The 23,102-nt window shown below is 42.1% G+C and carries 23 protein-coding genes and 2 other annotated features; all 23 genes read left to right on the top strand.

What is annotated here, in order from left to right:
* The first annotated feature begins 3 nt into the window (after nt 1-3).
* The 23 genes from ACSSTM_RS11215 (at nt 4) to rpoB (ending at nt 23,072) form a co-directional block, all read left to right on the top strand.
* On the top strand, nt 4-1,095 hold the full coding sequence (locus tag ACSSTM_RS11215; protein ID WP_340974254.1) for a protein arginine kinase: 1,092 nt from the start codon (nt 4-6) through the stop codon (nt 1,093-1,095).
* Nucleotides 1,092-3,527, top strand: a complete 2,436-nt coding sequence (gene clpC, locus ACSSTM_RS11210; protein WP_309416381.1) for an ATP-dependent protease ATP-binding subunit ClpC — start codon at nt 1,092-1,094, stop codon at nt 3,525-3,527. Before ACSSTM_RS11215 ends, clpC begins: the two co-directional genes overlap by 4 nt.
* Nucleotides 3,528-3,620: 93 nt before the next feature.
* A complete protein-coding gene (gene radA / locus ACSSTM_RS11205) occupies nt 3,621-5,000 on the top strand; it encodes a DNA repair protein RadA (RefSeq protein ID WP_034620767.1) in 1,380 nt (459 codons plus the stop codon).
* Nucleotides 5,001-5,002: 2 nt separating this feature from the next.
* Nucleotides 5,003-6,082 (top strand): DNA integrity scanning diadenylate cyclase DisA, encoded by a 1,080-nt coding sequence (gene disA / locus ACSSTM_RS11200; protein WP_012008686.1) that lies wholly within the window; start codon nt 5,003-5,005, stop codon nt 6,080-6,082.
* Between the two features lie 153 nt (nt 6,083-6,235).
* Complete coding sequence (locus ACSSTM_RS11195; RefSeq protein ID WP_003217214.1) at nt 6,236-7,336, top strand: PIN/TRAM domain-containing protein; 1,101 nt, start codon at nt 6,236-6,238, stop codon at nt 7,334-7,336.
* A gap of 13 nt (nt 7,337-7,349) precedes the next feature.
* Entirely contained in the window at nt 7,350-8,039 is a 690-nt protein-coding gene (gene ispD, locus ACSSTM_RS11190; protein ID WP_034665643.1) for a 2-C-methyl-D-erythritol 4-phosphate cytidylyltransferase, read from the top strand.
* A 3-nt stretch (nt 8,040-8,042) separates the two neighbouring features.
* The gene (gene ispF, locus ACSSTM_RS11185; RefSeq protein WP_095286191.1) at nt 8,043-8,519 is read left to right on the top strand and encodes a 2-C-methyl-D-erythritol 2,4-cyclodiphosphate synthase; all 477 of its coding nucleotides are present in this window, start codon (nt 8,043-8,045) and stop codon (nt 8,517-8,519) included.
* A gap of 94 nt (nt 8,520-8,613) precedes the next feature.
* The gene (gene gltX / locus ACSSTM_RS11180; protein WP_034665641.1) at nt 8,614-10,065 is read left to right on the top strand and encodes a glutamate--tRNA ligase; all 1,452 of its coding nucleotides are present in this window, start codon (nt 8,614-8,616) and stop codon (nt 10,063-10,065) included.
* Nucleotides 10,065-10,296, top strand: a binding site (T-box leader). It overlaps the preceding gene by 1 nt.
* 81 nt (nt 10,297-10,377) lie before the next feature.
* The gene (gene cysE, locus ACSSTM_RS11175) at nt 10,378-11,031 is read left to right on the top strand and encodes a serine O-acetyltransferase (protein WP_012008691.1); all 654 of its coding nucleotides are present in this window, start codon (nt 10,378-10,380) and stop codon (nt 11,029-11,031) included.
* Nucleotides 11,028-12,428 (top strand): cysteine--tRNA ligase, encoded by a 1,401-nt coding sequence (gene cysS / locus ACSSTM_RS11170; protein WP_003217177.1) that lies wholly within the window; start codon nt 11,028-11,030, stop codon nt 12,426-12,428. The genes cysE and cysS overlap by 4 nt, the downstream gene beginning before the upstream one ends.
* A gap of 3 nt (nt 12,429-12,431) precedes the next feature.
* Nucleotides 12,432-12,863 (top strand): Mini-ribonuclease 3, encoded by a 432-nt coding sequence (locus ACSSTM_RS11165; protein ID WP_034665636.1) that lies wholly within the window; start codon nt 12,432-12,434, stop codon nt 12,861-12,863.
* The gene (rlmB, locus tag ACSSTM_RS11160; RefSeq protein ID WP_034665632.1) at nt 12,847-13,596 is read left to right on the top strand and encodes a 23S rRNA (guanosine(2251)-2'-O)-methyltransferase RlmB; all 750 of its coding nucleotides are present in this window, start codon (nt 12,847-12,849) and stop codon (nt 13,594-13,596) included. Before ACSSTM_RS11165 ends, rlmB begins: the two co-directional genes overlap by 17 nt.
* 2 nt (nt 13,597-13,598) lie before the next feature.
* Complete coding sequence (gene rae1 / locus ACSSTM_RS11155) at nt 13,599-14,111, top strand: ribosome-dependent mRNA decay endonuclease Rae1/YacP (RefSeq protein ID WP_095286190.1); 513 nt, start codon at nt 13,599-13,601, stop codon at nt 14,109-14,111.
* A 63-nt stretch (nt 14,112-14,174) separates the two neighbouring features.
* Nucleotides 14,175-14,831: an RNA polymerase sporulation sigma factor SigH gene (gene sigH, locus ACSSTM_RS11150; RefSeq protein ID WP_003217132.1), complete on the top strand. Its 657-nt coding sequence runs from the start codon at nt 14,175-14,177 to the stop codon at nt 14,829-14,831.
* A 76-nt stretch (nt 14,832-14,907) separates the two neighbouring features.
* On the top strand, nt 14,908-15,057 hold the full coding sequence (gene rpmG / locus ACSSTM_RS11145; protein ID WP_012008694.1) for a 50S ribosomal protein L33: 150 nt from the start codon (nt 14,908-14,910) through the stop codon (nt 15,055-15,057).
* Nucleotides 15,058-15,091: 34 nt separating this feature from the next.
* Nucleotides 15,092-15,268 carry a preprotein translocase subunit SecE gene (gene secE / locus ACSSTM_RS11140; RefSeq protein WP_003216942.1) on the top strand — a complete coding sequence of 59 codons (177 nt, stop codon included), beginning with the start codon at nt 15,092-15,094 and terminating at the stop codon, nt 15,266-15,268.
* A 170-nt stretch (nt 15,269-15,438) separates the two neighbouring features.
* A complete protein-coding gene (nusG, locus tag ACSSTM_RS11135; RefSeq protein WP_003217197.1) occupies nt 15,439-15,972 on the top strand; it encodes a transcription termination/antitermination protein NusG in 534 nt (177 codons plus the stop codon).
* Nucleotides 15,973-16,143: 171 nt separating this feature from the next.
* A complete protein-coding gene (gene rplK, locus ACSSTM_RS11130) occupies nt 16,144-16,569 on the top strand; it encodes a 50S ribosomal protein L11 (protein WP_003216956.1) in 426 nt (141 codons plus the stop codon).
* A 99-nt stretch (nt 16,570-16,668) separates the two neighbouring features.
* Nucleotides 16,669-17,367, top strand: a complete 699-nt coding sequence (gene rplA, locus ACSSTM_RS11125; protein WP_034665623.1) for a 50S ribosomal protein L1 — start codon at nt 16,669-16,671, stop codon at nt 17,365-17,367.
* Between the two features lie 48 nt (nt 17,368-17,415).
* Nucleotides 17,416-17,556, top strand: a sequence feature (ribosomal protein L10 leader region).
* Nucleotides 17,557-17,625: 69 nt separating this feature from the next.
* Entirely contained in the window at nt 17,626-18,126 is a 501-nt protein-coding gene (gene rplJ, locus ACSSTM_RS11120) for a 50S ribosomal protein L10 (protein WP_034665618.1), read from the top strand.
* A 41-nt stretch (nt 18,127-18,167) separates the two neighbouring features.
* Nucleotides 18,168-18,533, top strand: coding sequence for a 50S ribosomal protein L7/L12 (rplL, locus tag ACSSTM_RS11115; protein ID WP_003216952.1), 366 nt, complete (start codon nt 18,168-18,170; stop codon nt 18,531-18,533).
* Between the two features lie 96 nt (nt 18,534-18,629).
* Complete coding sequence (locus tag ACSSTM_RS11110; protein WP_106038589.1) at nt 18,630-19,235, top strand: class I SAM-dependent methyltransferase; 606 nt, start codon at nt 18,630-18,632, stop codon at nt 19,233-19,235.
* 255 nt (nt 19,236-19,490) lie between these two features.
* Complete coding sequence (gene rpoB / locus ACSSTM_RS11105) at nt 19,491-23,072, top strand: DNA-directed RNA polymerase subunit beta (protein ID WP_003217223.1); 3,582 nt, start codon at nt 19,491-19,493, stop codon at nt 23,070-23,072.
* The last annotated feature ends 30 nt before the right edge of the window (nt 23,073-23,102 follow it).

Below are 23,102 nucleotides of genomic sequence, written 5' to 3'. Positions count from 1 at the left end.
AACATGTCGCTCCAGCATTTTATTCAAGACGCTTTAAGTCAATGGATGAAACAAAAAGGACCAGAAAGTGACATTGTTCTAAGCAGTCGAATCCGGCTAGCACGCAACCTAGAGCATGTTCGTTTCCCAACTCAGTTTTCTCAAGAAGAGGCTGAAGCTGTCCTCCAGCAATTCGAGCAAAAGTTTGCTAGCCAGGAAGTGAAGGACATCGGAAACTTTGTTCTGATTCGTATGAATGAAACGCAGCCTTTAGCAAAGAGAGTACTTGTTGAAAAACATTTGATCAGCCCAAACTTAGCTGAATCAAGATTTGGCGGTTGTTTGCTTTCTGAAAATGAGGAAATCAGTGTGATGCTGAATGAAGAAGACCATATTCGAATCCAATGCTTATTCCCAGGATTCCAACTAGCCAATGCATTAAAAGCGGCTAATCAGATAGATGACTGGATTGAAGAGCAAGTGGATTATGCGTTTTCGGAAAAGCGGGGATACTTAACAAGCTGTCCAACTAATGTAGGTACAGGTATTAGGGCATCGGTCATGATGCATTTACCAGCTTTAGCCCTCACAAGACAAATGAATCGGATTATTCCGGCCATTAATCAATTAGGTCTTGTAGTCAGAGGAATTTATGGTGAAGGCAGCGAAGCAATAGGGAACATCTTTCAAATTTCAAATCAAATGACACTTGGTCAATCAGAAGAAGATATTGTAGACGACTTAAATAGTGTGACCGCTCAGCTCATTGAACAAGAGCGATCTGCACGAAAGGCGTTATATCAAACATCTCAAATTGAACTTGAGGACAGAGTGTACCGTTCCTTAGGGATTTTGGCCAATTGTCGCATGATTGAATCAAAGGAAACAGCAAAGTGTTTGTCAGATGTGCGCCTTGGAATTGATTTAGGTATCATTAAGGGGCTTTCAAGTAATATACTGAATGAACTCATGATTTTGACTCAGCCTGGCTTTCTTCAACAGTACTCAGGAGGAGCTTTGGAGCCAAATGAACGAGATATAAAACGAGCAGCGATTATTAGAGAAAGGCTGCGTTTAGAAATGCATAGGAATGGACAGGAGGATGAAACGATATGATGTTTGGAAGATTCACTGAAAGAGCTCAAAAGGTATTAGCACTTGCACAAGAAGAAGCCATTCGCCTAGGCCATAAGAACATTGGTACTGAGCACATTTTACTTGGTCTAGTACGTGAGGGTGAGGGCATCGCCGCAAAAGCGTTAGAAGCACTGGGCCTTGTTTCAGATAAAATCCAAAAAGAAGTCGAAAGCTTGATTGGAAGAGGGCAAGAGGTGTCTCAAGCTATTCCTCATTATACGCCTAGAGCGAAGAAGGTCACTGAGCTTTCAATGGATGAAGCAAGAAAGCTAGGTCATTCCTATGTAGGGACAGAACATATTCTATTAGGTCTTATTCGCGAGGGAGAGGGTGTAGCTGCCCGCGTTTTAAATAACCTCGGAGTGAGCTTAAATAAAGCACGTCAGCAAGTTCTGCAGCTGCTTGGCAGCAATGAAACAGGTGCATCTGCCGCTGGCTCTAACAGCAATGCAAATACACCAACATTAGATAGCTTGGCAAGAGATTTAACAGCTATTGCGAAAGAAGACAGCTTGGACCCTGTCATTGGAAGAAGCAAAGAAATTCAGCGTGTCATTGAGGTCCTAAGCAGAAGAACAAAAAATAACCCTGTGCTGATTGGTGAGCCTGGTGTTGGTAAAACAGCCATCGCTGAAGGTCTTGCGCAGCAAATTATTCATAATGAAGTGCCTGAAATCCTGCGCGATAAACGAGTGATGACACTTGATATGGGAACCGTTGTAGCGGGAACGAAATATCGTGGTGAATTTGAGGATCGTTTGAAAAAAGTCATGGATGAAATTCGTCAGGCAGGAAATATCATTCTCTTCATTGATGAGCTTCATACACTCATTGGTGCTGGTGGAGCAGAGGGTGCGATTGACGCATCTAATATTCTCAAACCATCCTTAGCACGTGGAGAGCTTCAATGTATCGGGGCGACAACGTTAGATGAGTACCGTAAATATATTGAAAAGGATGCTGCGCTTGAACGACGTTTCCAGCCAATTCAAGTGGATCAGCCATCTGTTGATGAAAGTATTCAAATCTTAAGAGGACTTAGAGATCGTTATGAGGCACATCACCGTGTGTCCATTACGGATGAAGCGATTGAGGCGGCGGTGAAGCTGTCTGACCGTTATATTTCTGATCGTTTCCTTCCAGATAAGGCGATTGATTTAATTGATGAGGCAGGTTCGAAAGTCCGCTTACGTTCTTTCACAACACCGCCTAACCTAAAAGAACTAGAGCAAAAGCTCGATGAAGTACGTAAGGAAAAGGATGCTGCTGTTCAAAGTCAGGAATTTGAAAAAGCAGCTTCTCTTCGCGATACGGAACAGCGTTTGCGTGAAAAAGTAGAAGTCACAAAGAAATCTTGGAAAGAAAAGCAAGGACAGGAGAATTCAGAGGTATCAGTGGATGATATCGCAATGGTTGTCTCTAGCTGGACGGGAGTGCCTGTTTCAAAAATTGCACAAACAGAAACAGATAAGCTTCTCAATATGGAACAATTGCTCCATTCTCGTGTGATCGGGCAGGATGAAGCGGTTGTCGCTGTAGCAAAAGCTGTGAGACGTGCGCGTGCTGGCCTAAAAGATCCAAAACGTCCAATCGGCTCCTTTATCTTCTTAGGCCCAACAGGGGTTGGTAAAACGGAGCTTGCAAGAGCACTCGCAGAGTCTATTTTCGGTGATGAAGAAGCGATGATCCGTATTGATATGTCTGAATACATGGAAAAACACTCTACATCTAGACTTGTTGGGTCACCTCCAGGCTATGTTGGCTATGAAGAAGGCGGTCAACTGACTGAAAAAGTGAGAAGAAAACCTTATTCTGTTGTGCTTTTAGACGAGATTGAAAAGGCACATCCAGATGTATTCAACATTTTGCTACAAGTGTTAGAAGATGGGCGTCTGACTGATTCTAAAGGGCGTACCGTTGACTTTAGAAATACGATTTTGATCATGACATCCAACGTTGGAGCTAGTGAACTGAAGCGAAATAAATATGTTGGCTTTAATGTGCAGGATGAAGGACAAAATTACAAGGATATGAAAGGCAAAGTGATGGGCGAGTTGAAGCGTGCATTTAGACCAGAATTCATCAACCGTATTGATGAAATCATTGTCTTCCATTCACTTGAAAAGAAACATCTAAAAGAGATCGTGTCTCTCATGTCTGATCAATTGACGAAACGATTAAAAGAACAAGACCTTTCAATCGAATTGACGGAAGCAGCAAAAGCGAAGATTGCCGACGAAGGTGTAGATCTTGAGTACGGTGCGCGCCCGTTAAGAAGAGCGATTCAAAAGCATGTGGAGGATCGACTTTCTGAGGAGCTTCTGAAGGGTAATATTGAAAAAGGTCAACATATCGTATTAGATGTGGAAGAGGGAGAAATTGTCGTAAAAACGACGGCTGCTACGAACTAATATAGTAAGAAAAAAGTGTGAGGCATACCAGTAAAGTGTATGCCTCCCTTTACTTATTTTCTGATCAGTATAAGGAGTTGTATTCTTCAATCTATGGCTAAGACAAAATCAAAATTTATATGCCAATCGTGCGGTTATGAGTCAGCCAAATGGATGGGGAAATGTCCAGGCTGCGGCACGTGGAACAGTATGACAGAAGAGGTCGTTCGCAAAGAGCCGGCAAACCGTCGAAGCGCTTTTAATCATTCTGTTCAAACCATTCAAAAACCTTCACCTATATCTGCAATTGAAACATCAGATGAACCCCGAATCAAAACGAATTTAGAAGAATTTAACCGAGTATTAGGAAGTGGAATTGTCAAAGGCTCTCTTGTTCTCATTGGCGGAGATCCTGGGATTGGGAAGTCCACATTATTATTACAAGTATCAGCACAGCTCTCAGACAAAAATCAGAATGTATTATACATATCTGGTGAGGAGTCCATTAAACAAACGAAGCTAAGAGCGGACCGCCTCGGCATAAAAAGCACCTCTTTACATGTTTTGGCTGAAACCGATATGGAGTATATAACGTCTGCTATACAAGAGATGAAACCCGCTTTTGTCGTGGTGGATTCGATTCAAACCGTTTATCAAAGCGATATTACGTCAGCTCCTGGGTCTGTATCTCAAGTGAGAGAATGTACAGCACAGCTGATGAAAATTGCCAAGACAAATGGTATTCCAATATTTATCGTTGGTCACGTGACCAAAGAAGGCTCGATCGCTGGTCCACGCCTTTTAGAGCATATGGTGGACACGGTTCTTTATTTTGAAGGCGAGCGTCATCATACGTTTCGTATCTTACGTGCGGTGAAAAACCGATTTGGCTCGACGAATGAACTAGGGATTTTTGAAATGAGAGAGGAAGGACTCACGGAAGTATTAAACCCATCCGAAATTTTCTTAGAAGAACGTTCGGCAGGTGTATCTGGATCGTGTGTTGTTGCCTCAATGGAAGGAACAAGACCTGTTCTTGTCGAGATACAAGCATTGATTTCACCGACAAGCTTTGGAAATCCACGGAGAATGGCTACAGGCCTTGATCATAATCGTGTGTCATTGCTCATGGCGGTTTTAGAAAAACGTGTCGGACTGCTGCTGCAAAACCAAGATGCGTATTTAAAGGTCGCAGGCGGTGTGAAGCTTGACGAACCGGCGATTGATTTGGCCATTGCGGTCAGTATTGCTTCAAGCTTTAAAGACGCAGCGCCGCATCAAGCGGATTGCTTTATAGGAGAGGTCGGTCTGACGGGAGAAGTCAGAAGAGTATCAAGAATTGAACAGCGTGTGCAGGAAGCTGCGAAACTAGGATTTAAGCGAATGTTTATTCCTCAGGCGAATATAGATGGATGGAAAAAGCCGAGAGGGATTGAGTTAGTCGGTGTAGAAAATGTAGCGGAGGCACTTCGAATTTCACTAGGGGGATCATAGAAATGGAAAAAGAGAAAAAAGGAGCGAGAGAACTCGATCTCTTAGATATCGTACAGTTTGTGGCACCAGGGACACCTCTTCGGGCTGGGATCGAAAATGTCCTGAGGGCCAATACTGGCGGGCTCATTGTTGTTGGTTATAACGACAAAGTCAAGAGTGTTGTAGATGGAGGGTTTCATATTAACTCTGCCTTCTCCCCAGCACACTTATATGAATTGGCTAAGATGGATGGAGCCATTATTTTAAGCGATTCTGGTCAAAAGATCTTGTATGCGAATACACAGCTGATGCCAGATGCAACCATCCATTCATCGGAAACGGGCATGAGGCACCGTACTGCTGAACGTGTAGCGAAGCAGACAGGCTGCTTAATCATTGCGATTTCTGAACGGAGGAACGTCATTACCTTATACCAAGGGAATCGTCGTTATACACTGAAAGATATTGGCTTTATTTTAACTAAGGCCAACCAAGCCATACAAACACTTGAGAAATATAAAACCATTTTAGATCACGCCATTTCTGCGCTAAGCGCCCTAGAATTTGAAGAGCTTGTGACCTTTGGTGATGTATTATCCGTGCTGCATCGTTACGAGATGGTGCTTAGAATCAAAAATGAAATTAATATGTATATCAAAGAGCTCGGAACAGAAGGACATTTGATCCGTCTGCAAGTCAATGAACTGATTACAGATATGGAGCAGGAAGCGGCTTTATTTATTAAAGATTACGTGAAAGAAAAGATTAAAGATCCATATGTTCTGCTTAAACAGCTACAAGATATGTCTAGCTTTGAGCTTTTAGATGACTCCATTCTGTACAAGTTACTTGGCTATCCAGCTTCTACAAATATTGACGAATATGTGTACACAAGAGGCTACAGATTGCTTCACAAAATCCCTAGACTGCCTATGCCAATCGTCGAAAACGTGGTTGAAGCGTTCGGTGTGTTAGATCGAATTATGGAAGCGGATGTACAAGATTTGGATGAAGTAGAAGGAATTGGAGAAGTAAGAGCGAAAAAGATAAAAAAAGGATTAAAAAGACTGCAAGAAAAACATTATATCGACCGCCAGCTATAAGGAGAGAAATTTTTCTTAAACACGGTTAAAAATGGATGAATATGGGTATATTAATGATGCTTTTGTTTTCTGTTGATTATGATAGGAAACTTAAACATATATCAATGTCAGGTGAGGGTGGATTGACAGATGAAAAATAAAGGAGGTGAAGGTATGTTAAAAAGAATCGTTCAGGCGTTTTTTATCATTTTTGGTGCAGTTGTAGGGATTTTTATCATTCCAGAGTTATTTCTGCTGTTAAATGTAAAGGACATACCTTTCATAACAAATGCTTACTCTTCAGCACTAATAGGAGCCGCTGTGTTCTTTATCATCGGCAAATGGTGCACAGGCTATGTGGTTAATTGGGTGAAATGGATCGAGGATTCTCTATTAAAGGCGCCTCTTCCTGATCTTATATCTGGAAGTTTCGGATTAGTATTTGGACTTATTCTAGCATATCTTATTGTAAACGTGATCCCGCTAAACAATATCCCATATCATATTTTTGGTACCATTATTCCGATTTTCCTGGCTTTCTTTTTAGGATACCTTGGATTTCAGGTAGGGTTTAAGAAGAAGGATGAAATGATGGGGCTGTTCTCCCGATCTGCAAAGGTCACCAAGAAAAAAGGAGCAGCTGATGATGAGCCTGAAATAGAAGATAAAAAGCTGAAAATTTTAGACACAAGTGTTATCATTGATGGAAGAATCGCAGATATTTGTCAAACTGGATTCTTAGAAGGTGTCATGGTCATTCCTCAATTTGTGCTCGAGGAATTACAGCATATTGCAGACTCTTCTGATGTATTAAAGAGAAATAGAGGCCGAAGAGGTCTTGATATTTTAAATCGTATTCAAAAAGAATTAGATATCAAAGTTGAAATTTATGAAGGTGACTTTGAAGACATTCAAGAGGTTGATAGCAAGCTTGTGAAGCTCGCTAAATTAACTTCAGGTGTTGTTGTGACAAATGATTTTAATTTAAATAAAGTATGCGAACTTCAAAAAGTAGCAGTGTTAAACATCAATGATCTAGCCAATGCGGTGAAACCGGTTGTGCTACCTGGGGAAGAAATGAAGGTACAGGTCATTAAAGATGGGAAAGAGCATAACCAAGGTGTTGCTTACTTAGATGACGGTACGATGATTGTGGTCGAAGAAGGACGCAATTACATTGGAAAAGACATCGATGTGCTCGTCACAAGTGTGCTGCAGACTGCTGCTGGAAGAATGATTTTTGCGAAGCCAAAACTTCTGGAGAAGGCGCTCTAAAGGGAGAACGAACATGTATTATGAAGTAGTTATTCCGGCTGCGGGGCAGGGGAAACGAATGAAGGCCGGCCGCAATAAGCTTTTTATTGAGCTGAAAAGAATGCCGGTCATTATTCATACACTAAAGGTGTTTGACGCTCATTCGCAATGCAAACGCATGATCCTAGCGATCAATGAAGAGGAGCGTCAAGACTTTGAAAGGCTACTCAAGGTACACGCTTTTCAAACGCCTGTTTCACTTGTCACTGGCGGTGAAGAACGTCAGCAAAGTGTATACGAAGGATTAAAGGCTGTGAAAGATGCAGACATCGTGCTTGTTCATGATGGGGCAAGGCCTTTTATTAAGCATACACAGATTGACTTGCTCGTTAAAGCAGCGATTGAAAAAGGCTCCGCAGTTGTAGCGGTACCAGTGAAAGACACAATCAAACGCGTTCAAGAAGGCAAAGTGGAACAAACCATTGAACGTCAGAGCTTGTGGGCAGTCCAGACCCCACAAGCTTTTCGTCATTCTATTTTAAAAGAGGCGCATGAATATGCGGAGCGGACCGGCTTTCTTGGAACAGACGACGCCAGTCTTGTGGAACAATTACATGGTGAAAACGTGTATATTGTCCAAGGAGATTACACCAATATTAAGCTGACGACACCGGATGATTTATTGGTTGCCAAGGCAATTATGGATGCGGAAAGAGGGTACTAGATCATGTTGAGAATAGGACAAGGCTTTGATGTACATCAATTAACAGAGGGAAGACCTTTGGTTATCGGCGGGGTCACCATCCCTTATGAAAAGGGGCTGCTTGGGCATTCAGACGCTGATGTACTGCTTCACACAGTGGCAGATGCCTGCCTAGGTGCGATTGCTGAAGGAGATATCGGCAGACATTTCCCAGACACAGATCCTGAGTTTAAGGATGCGGATTCTTTTAAATTACTGCAGCATGTGTGGGCACTAGTAAAGGAAAAAGGCTACACACTTGTGAATATTGATTGCACAATCATGGCGCAAAAGCCCAAAATGGCACCTTACATTCAACCAATGTGTGAGAAGATTGCAGAAGCGCTTGAGGCAGATGTCACACAGGTGAATGTGAAAGCAACAACGACAGAGAAACTTGGATTTACAGGAAGAGGCGAAGGAATTGCCTCTCAGGCAACAGTGCTTCTTCAGAAAAAGTGAAATCCATTTTGATGAGAATGGGATTTGATGATAAAATACGTTTATAAAAAATTGGTGTCAGACAACATGATGCAGATGAAAGGAAGTTAAACTCATGGGAAATGAAGTGCGTGTTCGTTATGCACCGAGTCCAACTGGTCATTTACATATTGGGAATGCTAGAACGGCTCTTTTCAACTATTTGTTCGCACGCAGTCAAGGCGGCAAATTTATTATTCGAATCGAAGATACGGATCAAAAGCGTAATGTAGAAGGCGGAGAAGAAAGCCAGCTTCGCCACCTGCAATGGCTCGGTATTGATTGGGATGAGAGCATTGATAAAGATGGCGGCTATGGTCCTTACAGACAATCAGAGCGTAATGAGATTTACAAAAAATATTATGATGAGCTGCTAGAGAAAGACTTGGCGTATAAGTGCTATTGTACGGCTGAAGAGCTAGAGGAAGAGCGTGAAGCACAAATCGCCCGAAGTGAAATGCCTCGATATTCTGGTAAATGCAGCCATTTATCAAAAGAAGAAGAGGACAAGCTGATCGCTGAAGGAAGAGAGCCAAGTATCCGCTTCCGAGTGCCAAAAGGAGAAATCATCAAATTTGACGACATGGTCAAAGGCGATATTTCATTTGAGACAGACGGCATCGGTGATTTTGTCATTGTGAAGAAAGACGGCACGCCAACTTATAACTTCGCTGTAGCAGTGGATGATCATTTGATGAAAATGACTCACATTCTTCGCGGAGAGGATCACATTTCGAATACGCCTAAACAAATCATGATCTTCAACGCATTTGGCTGGGATGTTCCGCTATTCGGACATATGACGCTGATTGTGAACGAGAACCGCAAAAAATTAAGTAAGCGTGATGAATCCATTATTCAATTCATCGAGCAATATAAAAACTTGGGCTATTTACCAGAAGCCCTGTTCAACTTCATTGCACTACTTGGATGGTCTCCGGTGGGCGAAGAAGAACTGTTTACAAAAGAGCAATTCATCGACATTTTCGATGTAAACCGACTTTCTAAGTCACCAGCTCTATTCGATATGCATAAACTAAAATGGGTAAATAACCAATATGTGAAGGCACTTGATCTTGATCAGGTTGTTGCGTTAACGCTTCCGCATCTTCAAAAGGCAGGCAAGGTAAGCGAGCAGCTGACAGAAGAAGAAAACACGTGGGTGCGCAAGCTTATTTCTCTGTATCACGAACAATTAAGCTATGGAGCAGAAATTGTTGAGTTAACAGAGTTGTTCTTTAAGGAGCAAATTGAGTATAATCAAGAGGCAAAGGAAGTTTTAGCAGAGGAGCAAGTACCAGAAGTCATGGCATCTTTTGCTGGTCAGCTTGAACGGCTTGAGTCTTTCACACCTGATGAAATCAAGACTGCTATTAAAGCGGTACAAAAAGAAACAGGGCATAAAGGCAAGAAACTATTCATGCCAATTCGTGTGGCTGTCACAGGACAAACGCATGGCCCAGAACTTCCGCAAAGTATTGAACTACTAGGTAAAGAAACGGTATTAAACCGCATTAAGCAAATATAAGGAAATCGTTGCGAGGGAGAAGTACAATGTTTTCGTCCATCACAGAAAGAGTCTTCACCGGCTGAAAGAGACTTATGGGCAGACGTTGGAAATGCACCCTCAAGACCCTTGAGGAACACGTGTACGTTAGTATGCAAGGGCGGTACCCTCCGTTATGGGATTAAGTTGAGAAGGCTGCAAAATGAGGGCTTTCTAAACAGAGTGGAACCGCGTTTTCAAAACGTCTCTGTCATTTGGCAGAGGCGTTTTTTATTTGTCCAAAAAAGAGAGCAAGTCCTAAGAGAGATTGATGGGGAAGAACGGGGGGAGCATGTGTTTTTCAAAATGCTGAAAGAAGATATTGATACTGTGTTTGATCAAGATCCTGCTGCTAGAAGCTATATTGAAGTAGTGCTAACCTATTCAGGGCTTCATGCGATTTGGGCTCATCGTATCGCGCACGCATTTTATAAGCGTAAGCTGTACTTTCTTGCGCGGATCATTTCTCAGGTCAGCCGGTTTTTCACAGGGGTGGAAATTCACCCTGCGGCAACCATTGGCAGGCGCTTCTTCATTGACCACGGCATGGGAGTGGTGATTGGGGAAACATGTGAAATTGGAGACAACGTCACTGTTTTCCAAGGCGTGACACTAGGGGGAACAGGGAAAGAAAAGGGAAAGCGGCACCCGACCATTTTAGACGATGCCCTCATTGCGACAGGTGCAAAGGTGCTTGGTTCCATTACAGTCGGAAAAGGGGCCAAGATTGGTGCGGGGTCAGTTGTGTTAAAGGACGTACCAGACCATTCCACCGTTGTCGGTATACCTGGGCGAGTCGTCGTTCAAAATGGGAAGAAAATCAATCGTGATCTCAATCATCAAGATTTGCCAGATCCGATTTCCGATCGTTTCAAAGAATTGGAACGAGAAATGGAAAAGCTAAAAGGTGAGCTGGCTTCATTGAGCAGAAAGGAAGAACAATCATGACAATCAATATTTATAATACATTGACACGTAAGAAAGAAGAATTTGTCCCGCTTGAACCAGGAAAGGTCAAGATGTATGTGTGCGGACCAACCGTTTATAACTACATTCATATCGGGAATGCCAGACCTGCTATTGTTTATGACACTGTACGTAAGTATTTAGAATACAGCGGCTATGATGTGAACTTTGTATCAAACTTTACAGATGTGGATGATAAACTCATCAAAGCAGCCAATGAACTCGGAGAAGATGTTCCGACGATTGCTGACCGCTTTATCCAAGCCTACTTTGAAGACGTTAGTGCACTAGGCTGCAAAAAAGCTGACCTTCACCCGCGAGTGACGGAAAATATGGATGATATCATTGCATTTATTGCGACATTGATTGAAAAAGGCTACGCCTATGAAGCGGATGGCGACGTGTATTACAGCACACGCTCATTTGAAGGCTACGGAAAGCTTTCTCACCAGTCGATTGATGAACTGAAGACAGGTGCTCGTATTCGTGTAGGTGAGAAGAAACGAGATGCACTGGACTTTGCTTTATGGAAGGCTGCAAAGGATCAAGAAATCTCATGGGATAGCCCGTGGGGCGAAGGACGCCCAGGCTGGCACATCGAATGCTCGGCCATGGTTAAAAAATATTTAGGGGATACGATCGACATTCATGCTGGCGGACAGGATTTAACCTTCCCTCACCATGAAAATGAAATCGCTCAATCCGAGGCTTTGACAGGGAAACCTTTTGCGAAGTATTGGATGCATAACGGATATATTAATATTGAGAATGAAAAAATGTCAAAATCACTTGGAAACTTTGTGCTCGTGCATGACATTGTGAAAGAACAAGATCCTGATGTGCTACGCTTCTTTATGTTGTCGGTTCACTACCGTCATCCAATTAACTACTCAATGGATTTACTAGAGAGTACAAAGAGTGCGTTTAACCGACTCAAAACGTCGTATGCTAATTTACATCATCGCCTCGAGAGCAGCACGAATATCACAGAAGACAATGCTGAATGGCTGGCGAAGGTTGAGGAGCAGCGTGCGACATTTATTTCTGAAATGAATGATGACTTTAATACGGCAAATGCAATTTCTGTTTTATTCGAACTTGCGAAACAGGCGAATTATTATATGGAAAATGATCATACTTCGGAGGAAGTGATCAAGGCATTTATCGGCTTATTCCAAGAAATCACGTCTGTTCTTGGCTTCTCATTAGAAGAAAAGCACACGCTTGACGAAGAAGTAGAAGCGTTAATTGAAAAACGCAATGAGGCTAGAAGAAATCGTGACTTTGCGCTATCTGATCAAATTCGTGACCAGTTAAAGAGCATGAATATTGTATTGGAGGACACTCCTCAAGGTACTCGCTGGAAAAGAGGAGAATAGGTCATGTTGAATTTTGAAAAGCTGAAAGACGGTAAACAGTTGAACGGACTTGCGCTTGCTTATATGGGTGATGCCATTTTTGAAGTCTATGTGAGGCATCACCTCCTCCAAACGGGGGCGACAAAACCAAATGAGCTGCACAAACGAGCAAGCAAGATTGTTTCAGCTAAATCTCAGGCAGCTATTTTATTTACGCTTCAGCAGCAAGGCTTTTTCACTGAAGCAGAAGAAGCAGTGCTGAAAAGAGGAAGAAATGCAAAATCAGGCACAGTGCCTAAAAACACAGACGTTCAAACGTATCGTTATAGTACGGCGCTTGAAGCGCTCATGGGTTATTTATTTATTGAAAAGCAGGACGAACGCTTAGAAGAGCTGATTAGTCAGGCGATTGAAATCGGAACGTCAGGGAGGAAGACAAATGAGTCAGCAACATGATTATGTGATTGGGAAAAATGCAGTGATTGAAACACTGAAGTCAGATCGGGAGTTATACAAGCTCTGGATGGCAGAAAACACTGTAAAAGGACAAGCCCAGCAGGTCATTGAACTCGCTAAAAAACAAAATATCACCATTCAGTATGTTCCGAGGAAAAAGCTTGATCAAATGGTAACAGGTCAGCACCAGGGAATCGTTGCACAAGTAGCAGCATATGAATATGCGGAATTGGACGATCTGTATCAAATCGCCGAAAAGCGGAATGAACAGCCGTTTTTTCTTATCTTAGATGAAATTGAAGACCCGCATAATTTAGGATCCATTATGCGTACAGCAGATGCTGTAGGTGCACACGGGATTGTCATTCCGAAAAGGAGAGCGGTCGGCTTAACGACAACCGTTGCCAAAGCATCTACTGGGGCGATTGAACATATTCCTGTTGCCAAGGTCACCAATCTTTCAAGAGCTCTTGATGAGATGAAAGAAAGAGGAATCTGGGTCGCGGGAACAGATGCGTCTGCCAAACAGGATTACAGACAATTTGATGGTACGATGCCGCTTGCTCTTGTGATTGGTAGTGAAGGAAAAGGGATTGGCCGATTGATCAAAGAAAAGTGTGATTTTCTGATTAAGCTGCCTATGGCCGGGAAGGTCACTTCGTTAAACGCATCAGTTGCCGCTAGTCTATTGATGTATGAAGTGTATCGAAAACGTTATCCGTTAGGAGAATAGAGATGGACATCCTCTTAGTCGATGGATACAACATGATAGGTGCATGGCCTCGGCTGCAGCACTTAAAGGAAAACAGCTTTGAAGAAGCCAGAGACGTGCTGATTCAAAATTTAGCAGAATATCAAGCATACACAGGGTATCGAGTCATTATCGTATTCGATGCCCATATGGTCAAAGGAATCGAAAAAAAGCGGATCAACCACCGAGTAGAGGTCATCTTTACGAGAGAGAATGAAACAGCTGATGAGCGGATTGAAAAGCTGGCCCAGGATTTGAATAATGTTCGGACGCAAATTCATGTGGCGACCTCAGACTTCACAGAACAATGGGCAATTTTTGGACAAGGAGCTCTTCGGAAGTCGGCTCGAGAGCTTTTGAGAGAGATTGAAGTAATCGAACGAAAGATAGAGACGAGAGTCAAAAAGATTACTTCTGATAAACCAGTATCCAAGATTGAATTGTCAGAAGATGTATTGAAAACGTTTGAAAAATGGCGGCGTGGGAATCTGGAATAGCTTGACGATATTTCAACCATTAATGTATAATATTTCTATCTAGGTGCGGTCGGGGGGATCGAAGTGAATCTAAACAACAGCAAGGATAAATCCATCAGAGAGCAATTTTGCCAGTTGGAAGATGAACAAGTCATTGAAAGGGTTCATGTCGGAGATAGTGATGCGCTAGATTACTTAATAACGAAATACCGCAATTTTGTACGTGCAAAAGCAAGATCTTATTTCTTGATTGGAGCGGATCGAGAGGACATTGTCCAAGAGGGGATGATCGGACTTTATAAGTCTATCCGCGATTTCAGAGAGGACAAGCTTACTTCATTTAAGGCTTTTGCAGAATTATGTATTACCCGCCAAATTATCACCGCAATTAAAACAGCTACTCGCCAAAAACATATCCCGTTAAATTCCTATGTATCATTAGACAAGCCAATATATGATGAAGAATCAGACAGAACATTGTTGGACGTCATTTCCGGTGCTAAAGCGCTTAACCCAGAAGATTTAATCATTAGCAAAGAAGAATTTGATGATATTGAAATGAAAATGGGGGAACTACTAAGTGAGCTGGAAAGAAAGGTACTTGTGCTTTACCTTGATGGCAGATCCTATCAAGAGATTTCTGAAGATTTAAACCGTCATGTGAAATCAATTGATAACGCACTCCAAAGAGTAAAGAGAAAATTAGAGAAATATTTAGAGCTTCGCGAGATTAGTCTCTAATCAAACCTATATTGACAGCTTTTTCGACACTGTGATAAGGTACTAAGGAAATGATGTCGAGAAAATAGGTGTAAATATGAGGAAAAAGATTACTCTAGCCTGTAAAGACTGCGGAAGCCGCAATTATACGACAATGAAAAGTGATGCTTCAGCAGCTGAAAGATTAGAAGTTAAGAAATATTGCAAGACTTGTAATTCACATAAAACACATTTAGAAACGAAGTAAGATTTGCGTTCTTTAATCTGTGGAGGTCTTTTACATGCGTATTATCAGTTTCTTAAAAAGTGTCGGGAAAGAAATGAAAAAGGTCAGCTGGCCAAAGAAAAACGAAATGATTCGCTACACAATCACGGTTATTTTAACAGTCGTATTCTTTGCAATCTTTTTCTCTTTTCTTGATATAGGAATCTCACAATTAATCGAATTAATTCATTAATACTTGAATAATGGTCTGCTGAACGTGCTATAATAGATCATAATATGACTTGCCAAAAAACCCGTTTTACGGGTTTTTTCAATTGCTTGAAAATATTTACCGGTACTCGAGATTCGTCAAATAGACATTACGAAATGTGGGGAGGGAAGGACTGAATAGTCCTGAACGAAATGGAAAAGAATTGGTATGTTGTGCATACGTACTCTGGCTATGAAAACAAAGTAAAAGCGAATTTGGAAAAGCGTGTTGAATCAATGGGCATGCAGGATAAAATCTTCCGCGTTGTCGTACCAGAAGAAGAAGAAACAGATATTAAAAATGGTAAGAAAAAAGTCGTCAAAAAGAAAGTATTCCCTGGCTATGTCCTAGTGGAAATCGTGATGACTGACGACTCTTGGTATGTTGTTCGTAATACACCAGGTGTCACAGGATTCGTTGGATCAGCTGGATCAGGCTCAAAGCCGACAGCGCTGCTGCCAGGCGAAGCCGAAACCATTCTGAAGAGAATGGGTCTTGAAGAACGCAAAACAGAAATCGACTTTGAATTGAAAGAAACAGTCAAGGTAATCGACGGACCATTTGCTAACTTCACAGGCTCTATCGAAGAGATTGATTACGATAAAAGCAAAGTCAAAGTATTCGTTAATATGTTTGGTAGAGAAACACCCGTGGAACTTGAGTTCACGCAGATCGATAAATTGTAATTCAAAAGAGCTTGAAATGAGTGTATAGAAGTGGTAATATAGCAAAGGTACGTCTTGAGTTCGCTCAAGATCGCTAGCTAGTTATTTCGTCATTCATATAAAGAATGAAGTTGTTGAGTGGGAGGGGGATTCCCCTATTACCACATCACGGACTTTAAGGAGGTGTGTCTCGTGGCTAAAAAAGTAGTTAAAGTTGTTAAATTGCAAATTCCTGCTGGAAAAGCTAACCCAGCTCCACCAGTTGGACCTGCACTAGGTCAAGCCGGTGTTAATATCATGGGATTCTGTAAGGAGTTTAATGCTCGTACAGCTGACCAAGCTGGTCTTATCATTCCTGTTGAAATTTCGGTTTTTGAAGACCGTTCATTTACATTTATTACTAAAACTCCACCTGCTGCAGTTTTACTTAAAAAAGCAGCTGGTATTGAGTCTGGTTCTGGTGAACCTAACCGTAATAAAGTGGCAACTGTTAAGCGTGATAAAGTACGCGAAATCGCGGAAACAAAAATGCCTGACTTAAACGCTGCTAGCGTTGAATCAGCTATGCGCATGGTTGAAGGTACTGCACGCAGTATGGGTATTGTCATCGAAGATTAATTTATTGTCTTGTTGGGTTGCGAGTTTGGTTTTGACAAGTTCGCAACCCTTATTCGTGGGAGGTTATTCCGCTAAAACCACATAAGGAGGATTTTTATAATGGCTAAAAAAGGTAAAAAGTATGTAGAAGCTGCTAAGCTGATCGAACGTACTAAAGCGTATGATGTAGCTGAAGCTGTTTCTCTTACAAAAAAAGCAAATACAGCGAAATTTGATGCGACTGTAGAAGTTGCTTTTCGTTTGGGCGTAGACCCTCGTAAAAACGATCAACAAATCCGCGGTGCAGTTGTACTTCCTAACGGAACTGGTAAAACTCAACGCGTTCTTGTGTTCGCTAAAGGCGAAAAAGCAAAAGAAGCAGAAGCTGCTGGAGCAGACTACGTTGGAGATTCTGATTACATCACTAAAATCCAACAAGGCTGGTTCGAATTCGATGTAATCGTTGCAACACCTGACATGATGGGTGAAGTTGGTAAGATCGGTCGTGTACTTGGACCAAAAGGTCTTATGCCAAACCCTAAAACAGGAACTGTTACATTCGAAGTAGAAAAAGCAATCAATGAAATCAAAGCTGGTAAAGTAGAATACCGCGTTGATAAAGCTGGTAACATCCACGCGCCAATCGGAAAGGTTTCTTTCGAGGACGAAAAGCTTGTTGAGAACTTTGCAACAATCTATGATACAATCCTTAAAGCAAAACCTGCAGCGGCTAAAGGTGTATACGTGAAAAACGTTTCTGTTACAACTACTATGGGCCCTGGCGTGAAAGTGGATCCATCTTCTTTCTCTGCAAAATAAATCTTGACTTATCACAATCGTTTTGATAATATCAAAATGTTGTAAAATAGAATATGTCCATTTATACCGTAGACAGCAGGGGCCTTATGGCTTAATTAACCCGCCGAGGTGTATATGTCACAGTCTTACGTTAACGTATGCTTGTATATACAGCCTCCATGTCTTAATGGAGGCTTTTTATATGGAGAACCGTTCGTTAGGAACGTGATGGCCTGATCGGTATAAGTGTTACACAAAGAATGTACAGGAGGTGTAACCATGAGCAATGCAATCGATACTAAAAAAGTTGTCGTTGATGAAATTACTTCTAAATTTAAAGACAGTATGTCTACTGTAATTGTAGATTACCGTGGTCTTTCAGTTTCTGAAGTGACTGAACTTCGTAAACAGCTTCGTGATGCTGGCGTAGAATTCAAAGTTTACAAAAATACTTTGACTCGCCGTGCAGTTGAACAAGTTGAACTAACGGGTTTAAACGATTTCTTAACAGGTCCAAACGCTATCGCATTCAGTAACGAAGATGTTATCGCACCTGCGAAAATCATCAACGAATTTGCGAAAAGCCACGAAGCTTTAGAAATCAAAGCTGGTGTCATCGAAGGAAACGTAGCGACTGTAGAAGAAGTGAAGGCTCTTGCGGAACTTCCGTCTCGCGAAGGCTTACTTTCTATGTTGCTTAGCGTTCTTCAAGCTCCAGTTCGTAACCTTGCTCTTGCTACTAAAGCAGTTGCAGAACAAAAAGAAGAACAAGGCGCTTAATGCGTACTTAACGTAAAAAACTTAAAATGGAGGAATTACAAATGGCTTTAAATATCGAAGAAATCATTGCTTCAGTTAAAGAAGCAACTGTACTTGAGTTAAACGACTTAGTAAAAGCAATCGAAGAAGAATTTGGCGTAACTGCTGCTGCTCCTGTAGCTGTAGCTGCAGCTGGTGGTGCCGCTGCTGAAGAGAAAACTGATTTTGATCTAGTACTTGCTGGTGCTGGAGACCAAAAAATCAAAGTTATCAAAGTGGTTCGTGAAATCACTGGTCTTGGCTTGAAAGAAGCTAAAGAACTTGTTGACAACACTCCAAAACCACTTAAAGAAGGTATTGCTAAAGAAGAAGCTGAAGAACTTAAAGCTAAGCTTGAAGAAGTTGGCGCTTCTGTAGAAGTTAAGTAATCTTCGCCTAATCTTTTGGGAAAGCTCGCTTTTACTGGCGGGCTTTTTCTTTTCTATTCTCCTGAAACGATTGAATCCAGAGGAGGTCCATTCATCATGAGTGACCACTATTATACGGAAAAGCCATCAGTGAAAAGCAATAAACAGACATGGGGCTTCACCTTGAGAAACCGTACCTTTACTTTTACAAGTGACAGTGGAGTGTTTTCTAAGAAAGAAGTCGACTTTGGTTCAAGGCTTTTAATTGAAGCTTTTGAAGAACCTGACGTGGATGGCGATGTCTTAGATGTCGGTTGCGGTTATGGACCGATTGGCTTATCGTTAGCAAACGAAATGACGAGCCGCACCATTCATATGATTGATGTGAACGAAAGAGCAGTCGAACTTTCAAAGGAAAACGCTAAACATAATCGCATTGATAATGTCCGCATCTATCAAAGTGATTTGTTCTCGAATGTTCATTCATCAGCTGCTTTTGCCTCTATACTGACCAATCCCCCAATACGGGCAGGGAAGAAAGTTGTACATGCGATCTTTGAAAAAAGTGCTGATCATTTATTGCCGGAAGGTGAGTTGTGGGTGGTTATTCAGAAAAAGCAGGGCGGACCATCTGCGATTGAAAAATTAGAACAGCTCTTTGGAGAAGTCGAGGTTGTATTGAAAAAAAAGGGCTACTATATTATCAAAGCTAAAAAAGTTTGACGCAGTTTCCTAGCTGTGTTAACATTATAAAATGCCAATGTGTATATTTTGCTTGATAGGCTTAAAAAACAACTATTTTGTATAAATTATGCATACTTGGGAAAACTAATAAAATCGGTATTTGTTTTTGGATGTGGTTTTCTTATTTTAGAAACCCTTTTTTCTTTTGTCTTGTAAAAGTATTTCTTTACTGACATTTGAAAGGCTGAAATACTTTTTACACATATAATACGCATGATTTGAGGGGTGAATCAGTTGACAGGTCAACTAGTTCAGTATGGACGACACCGCCAGCGCAGAAGCTACGCACGCATAAGCGAAGTGTTAGAATTACCAAATCTCATTGAAATTCAAACCTCTTCTTATCAGTGGTTTCTTGATGAGGGTCTTAGAGAGATGTTTCAAGATATATCCCCAATTGAGGATTTTACTGGTAACCTTTCTCTTGAATTCATTGATTACAGCCTAGGGGATCCTAAGTATCCTGTAGCAGAATCAAAAGAACGTGATGTAACTTACTCTGCTCCACTAAGAGTAAAAGTTCGTTTAATTAACAAAGAAACTGGAGAAGTAAAAGACCAAGATGTGTTCATGGGTGATTTCCCAATCATGACAGACACAGGTACTTTTATCATTAACGGTGCGGAACGTGTAATCGTTTCTCAGTTAGTGCGTTCTCCAAGTGTATATTTCAGTGGTAAAGTAGACAAAAACGGTAAAAAAGGTTTTACTGCGACTGTCATTCCAAACCGTGGCGCATGGTTAGAATACGAAACTGATGCGAAGGATGTAGTCTATGTACGCATCGATCGCACACGTAAGTTGCCGGTTACGGTTCTTTTGCGTGCTCTCGGCTTCAGCTCTGATCAAGAGATTCTTGACCTCATTGGCGAGAATGAATACTTACGCAACACGCTGGAAAAAGACAATACAGAGAATGCGGATAAAGCACTTCTCGAAATCTACGAGCGCCTCCGTCCTGGAGAGCCGCCAACTGTTGAAAATGCGAAAAGCCTGCTAGACTCTCGCTTCTTCGATCCGAAGAGATATGACCTAGCTAATGTTGGACGCTACAAGATTAATAAAAAGCTTCATATTAAAAATAGACTGTTCAATCAAAAATTGGCTGAAACGTTAGTTGACCCTGAAACAGGTGAAATTCTAGCAGAAAAAGGTCAAATTTTAGACAGAAGAGTTCTTGATAAAGTTCTTCCATACTTAGAAAACGGCATCGGATTTAGAAAGCTTTATCCAAATGGTGGCGTAGTAGAAGATGAAGTAGAACTTCAATCTATTAAGATTTATGCACCGTCTGATCAAGAAGGCGAGCAAGTGATCAACGTGATCGGGAATGCATACGTAGAGGAAGCTGTGAAAAACATCACGCCTTCTGACATCATTGCATCGATCAGTTACTTCTTCAACCTTCTTCATGGTGTAGGTGACACAGATGATATCGATCACCTTGGTAACCGTCGCCTGCGTTCTGTAGGTGAGCTTCTGCAAAACCAATTCCGTATTGGTTTAAGCAGAATGGAGCGTGTTGTTCGTGAAAGAATGTCGATCCAAGACACAAACACGATCACACCTCAGCAGCTGATCAACATCCGTCCTGTGATCGCTTCTATCAAAGAGTTCTTTGGTAGCTCTCAGCTTTCTCAGTTCATGGATCAAACAAACCCGCTTGCTGAATTGACGCACAAACGTCGTCTGTCGGCGCTTGGACCGGGTGGTTTGACACGTGAGCGTGCAGGAATGGAAGTTCGTGACGTTCACTACTCTCACTATGGCCGTATGTGTCCGATTGAAACACCAGAGGGTCCAAACATCGGTTTGATCAACTCTCTATCTTCATTTGCAAAAGTGAATCGCTTCGGCTTTATTGAAACACCTTACCGCCGGGTTGACCCTGAAACAGGTAAAGTGACACCGAGAATCGATTACTTAACTGCTGATGAAGAGGATAACTACGTTGTAGCACAAGCGAATGCTATATTAGGTGAAGATGGTTCGTTTATCGATGATAATATCATTGCTCGTTTCAGAGGGGAAAACACAGTTGTTCCTCGAAACCGCGTTGACTACATGGACGTTTCGCCAAAGCAGGTTGTTTCTGCAGCGACAGCATGTATCCCATTCTTAGAAAACGATGACTCTAACCGTGCTCTAATGGGAGCGAACATGCAACGTCAGGCTGTGCCTTTGATGCAGCCGGAATCACCGATTGTTGGTACAGGTATGGAGTATGTATCAGGGAAAGACTCTGGTGCTGCTGTTATCTGCCGCTACCCTGGTGTTGTAGAACGTGTTGAAGCGAAAAATATTTGGGTTCGCCGCTATGAAGACGTTGACGGACAACAAGTCAAAGGAAATCTAGACAAATACAGCTTGCTGAAATTTGTCCGATCTAACCAAGGGACTTGCTACAACCAGCGTCCAATCGTAAGTGTTGGAGATGAAGTCGTAAAAGGAGAAATCCTTGCAGACGGTCCTTCAATGGAAAAAGGTGAATTGGCTCTAGGACGTAACGTCATGGTCGGCTTCATGACTTGGGACGGTTATAACTACGAGGATGCGATCATCATGAGTGAGCGCCTTGTAAAAGATGACGTCTACACGTCTATTCATATTGAAGAATATGAATCAGAAGCTCGTGATACAAAGCTTGGACCGGAAGAAATCACTCGTGATATTCCAAACGTTGGGGAAGATGCTTTACGAAACCTTGACGAGCGCGGAATCATCCGTATTGGTGCAGAAGTAAAAGACGGAGACCTTCTTGTAGGGAAAGTAACGCCTAAAGGTGTAACAGAACTAACAGCTGAAGAACGTCTATTACATGCAATCTTCGGTGAAAAGGCTCGTGAAGTGCGTGATACGTCTCTACGTGTTCCACACGGCGGCGGCGGAATTATCCACGACGTCAAAGTCTTTAACCGTGAAGATGGAGATGAATTACCTCCAGGTGTAAACCAGTTAGTCCGCGTATACATCGTTCAGAAGCGTAAAATTTCTGAAGGTGACAAAATGGCCGGACGACATGGTAACAAAGGGGTTATCTCTAAAATCCTTCCAGAAGAAGATATGCCGTATCTTCCAGATGGAACACCGATTGATATCATGTTAAACCCTCTAGGGGTACCATCTCGTATGAACATCGGTCAGGTACTTGAGCTTCATATGGGTATGGCTGCACGTTACCTTGGCATCCACATTGCGTCACCAGTATTTGATGGTGCGCGCGAGGAAGATGTTTGGGAAACGCTTGAAGAAGCAGGTATGTCCCGTGATGCAAAAACAGTCCTTTATGACGGTCGAACTGGTGAACCATTCGATAACCGTGTATCAGTCGGAATCATGTACATGATCAAACTGGCTCACATGGTTGACGATAAACTTCACGCTCGTTCAACTGGACCATACTCACTTGTTACGCAGCAGCCACTTGGCGGTAAAGCCCAGTTTGGTGGTCAGCGTTTCGGAGAGATGGAAGTATGGGCGCTTGAAGCTTACGGTGCAGCATACACACTTCAAGAGATCTTAACAGTTAAATCGGATGACGTTGTAGGTCGTGTGAAAACATACGAGGCCATCGTCAAAGGGGATAACGTCCCTGAACCAGGTGTCCCTGAATCATTCAAAGTGTTAATTAAAGAACTTCAAAGTTTAGGTATGGATGTCAAAATCCTATCTGGCGATGAAGAAGAGATAGAAATGAGAGATTTAGAAGACGATGAGGAAACGAAGAAAGCAGACGGATTAGCGTTATCTAATGACGAAGATGCTGCAGACCTCGCACCTGTCGATCTTGAACGTGACGCAGTCACAAAAGAATGAAACGATTAGAGCAAGTGACTAGGGTATAAC

The organism is Bacillus sp. RK1064, from assembly GCF_051488405.1.
Lineage (GTDB): Bacteria > Bacillota > Bacilli > Bacillales > Bacillaceae > Bacillus.
Note: the sequence above shows the minus strand (reverse complement) of the source record. Positions and strands in the feature narration are given on the sequence as shown.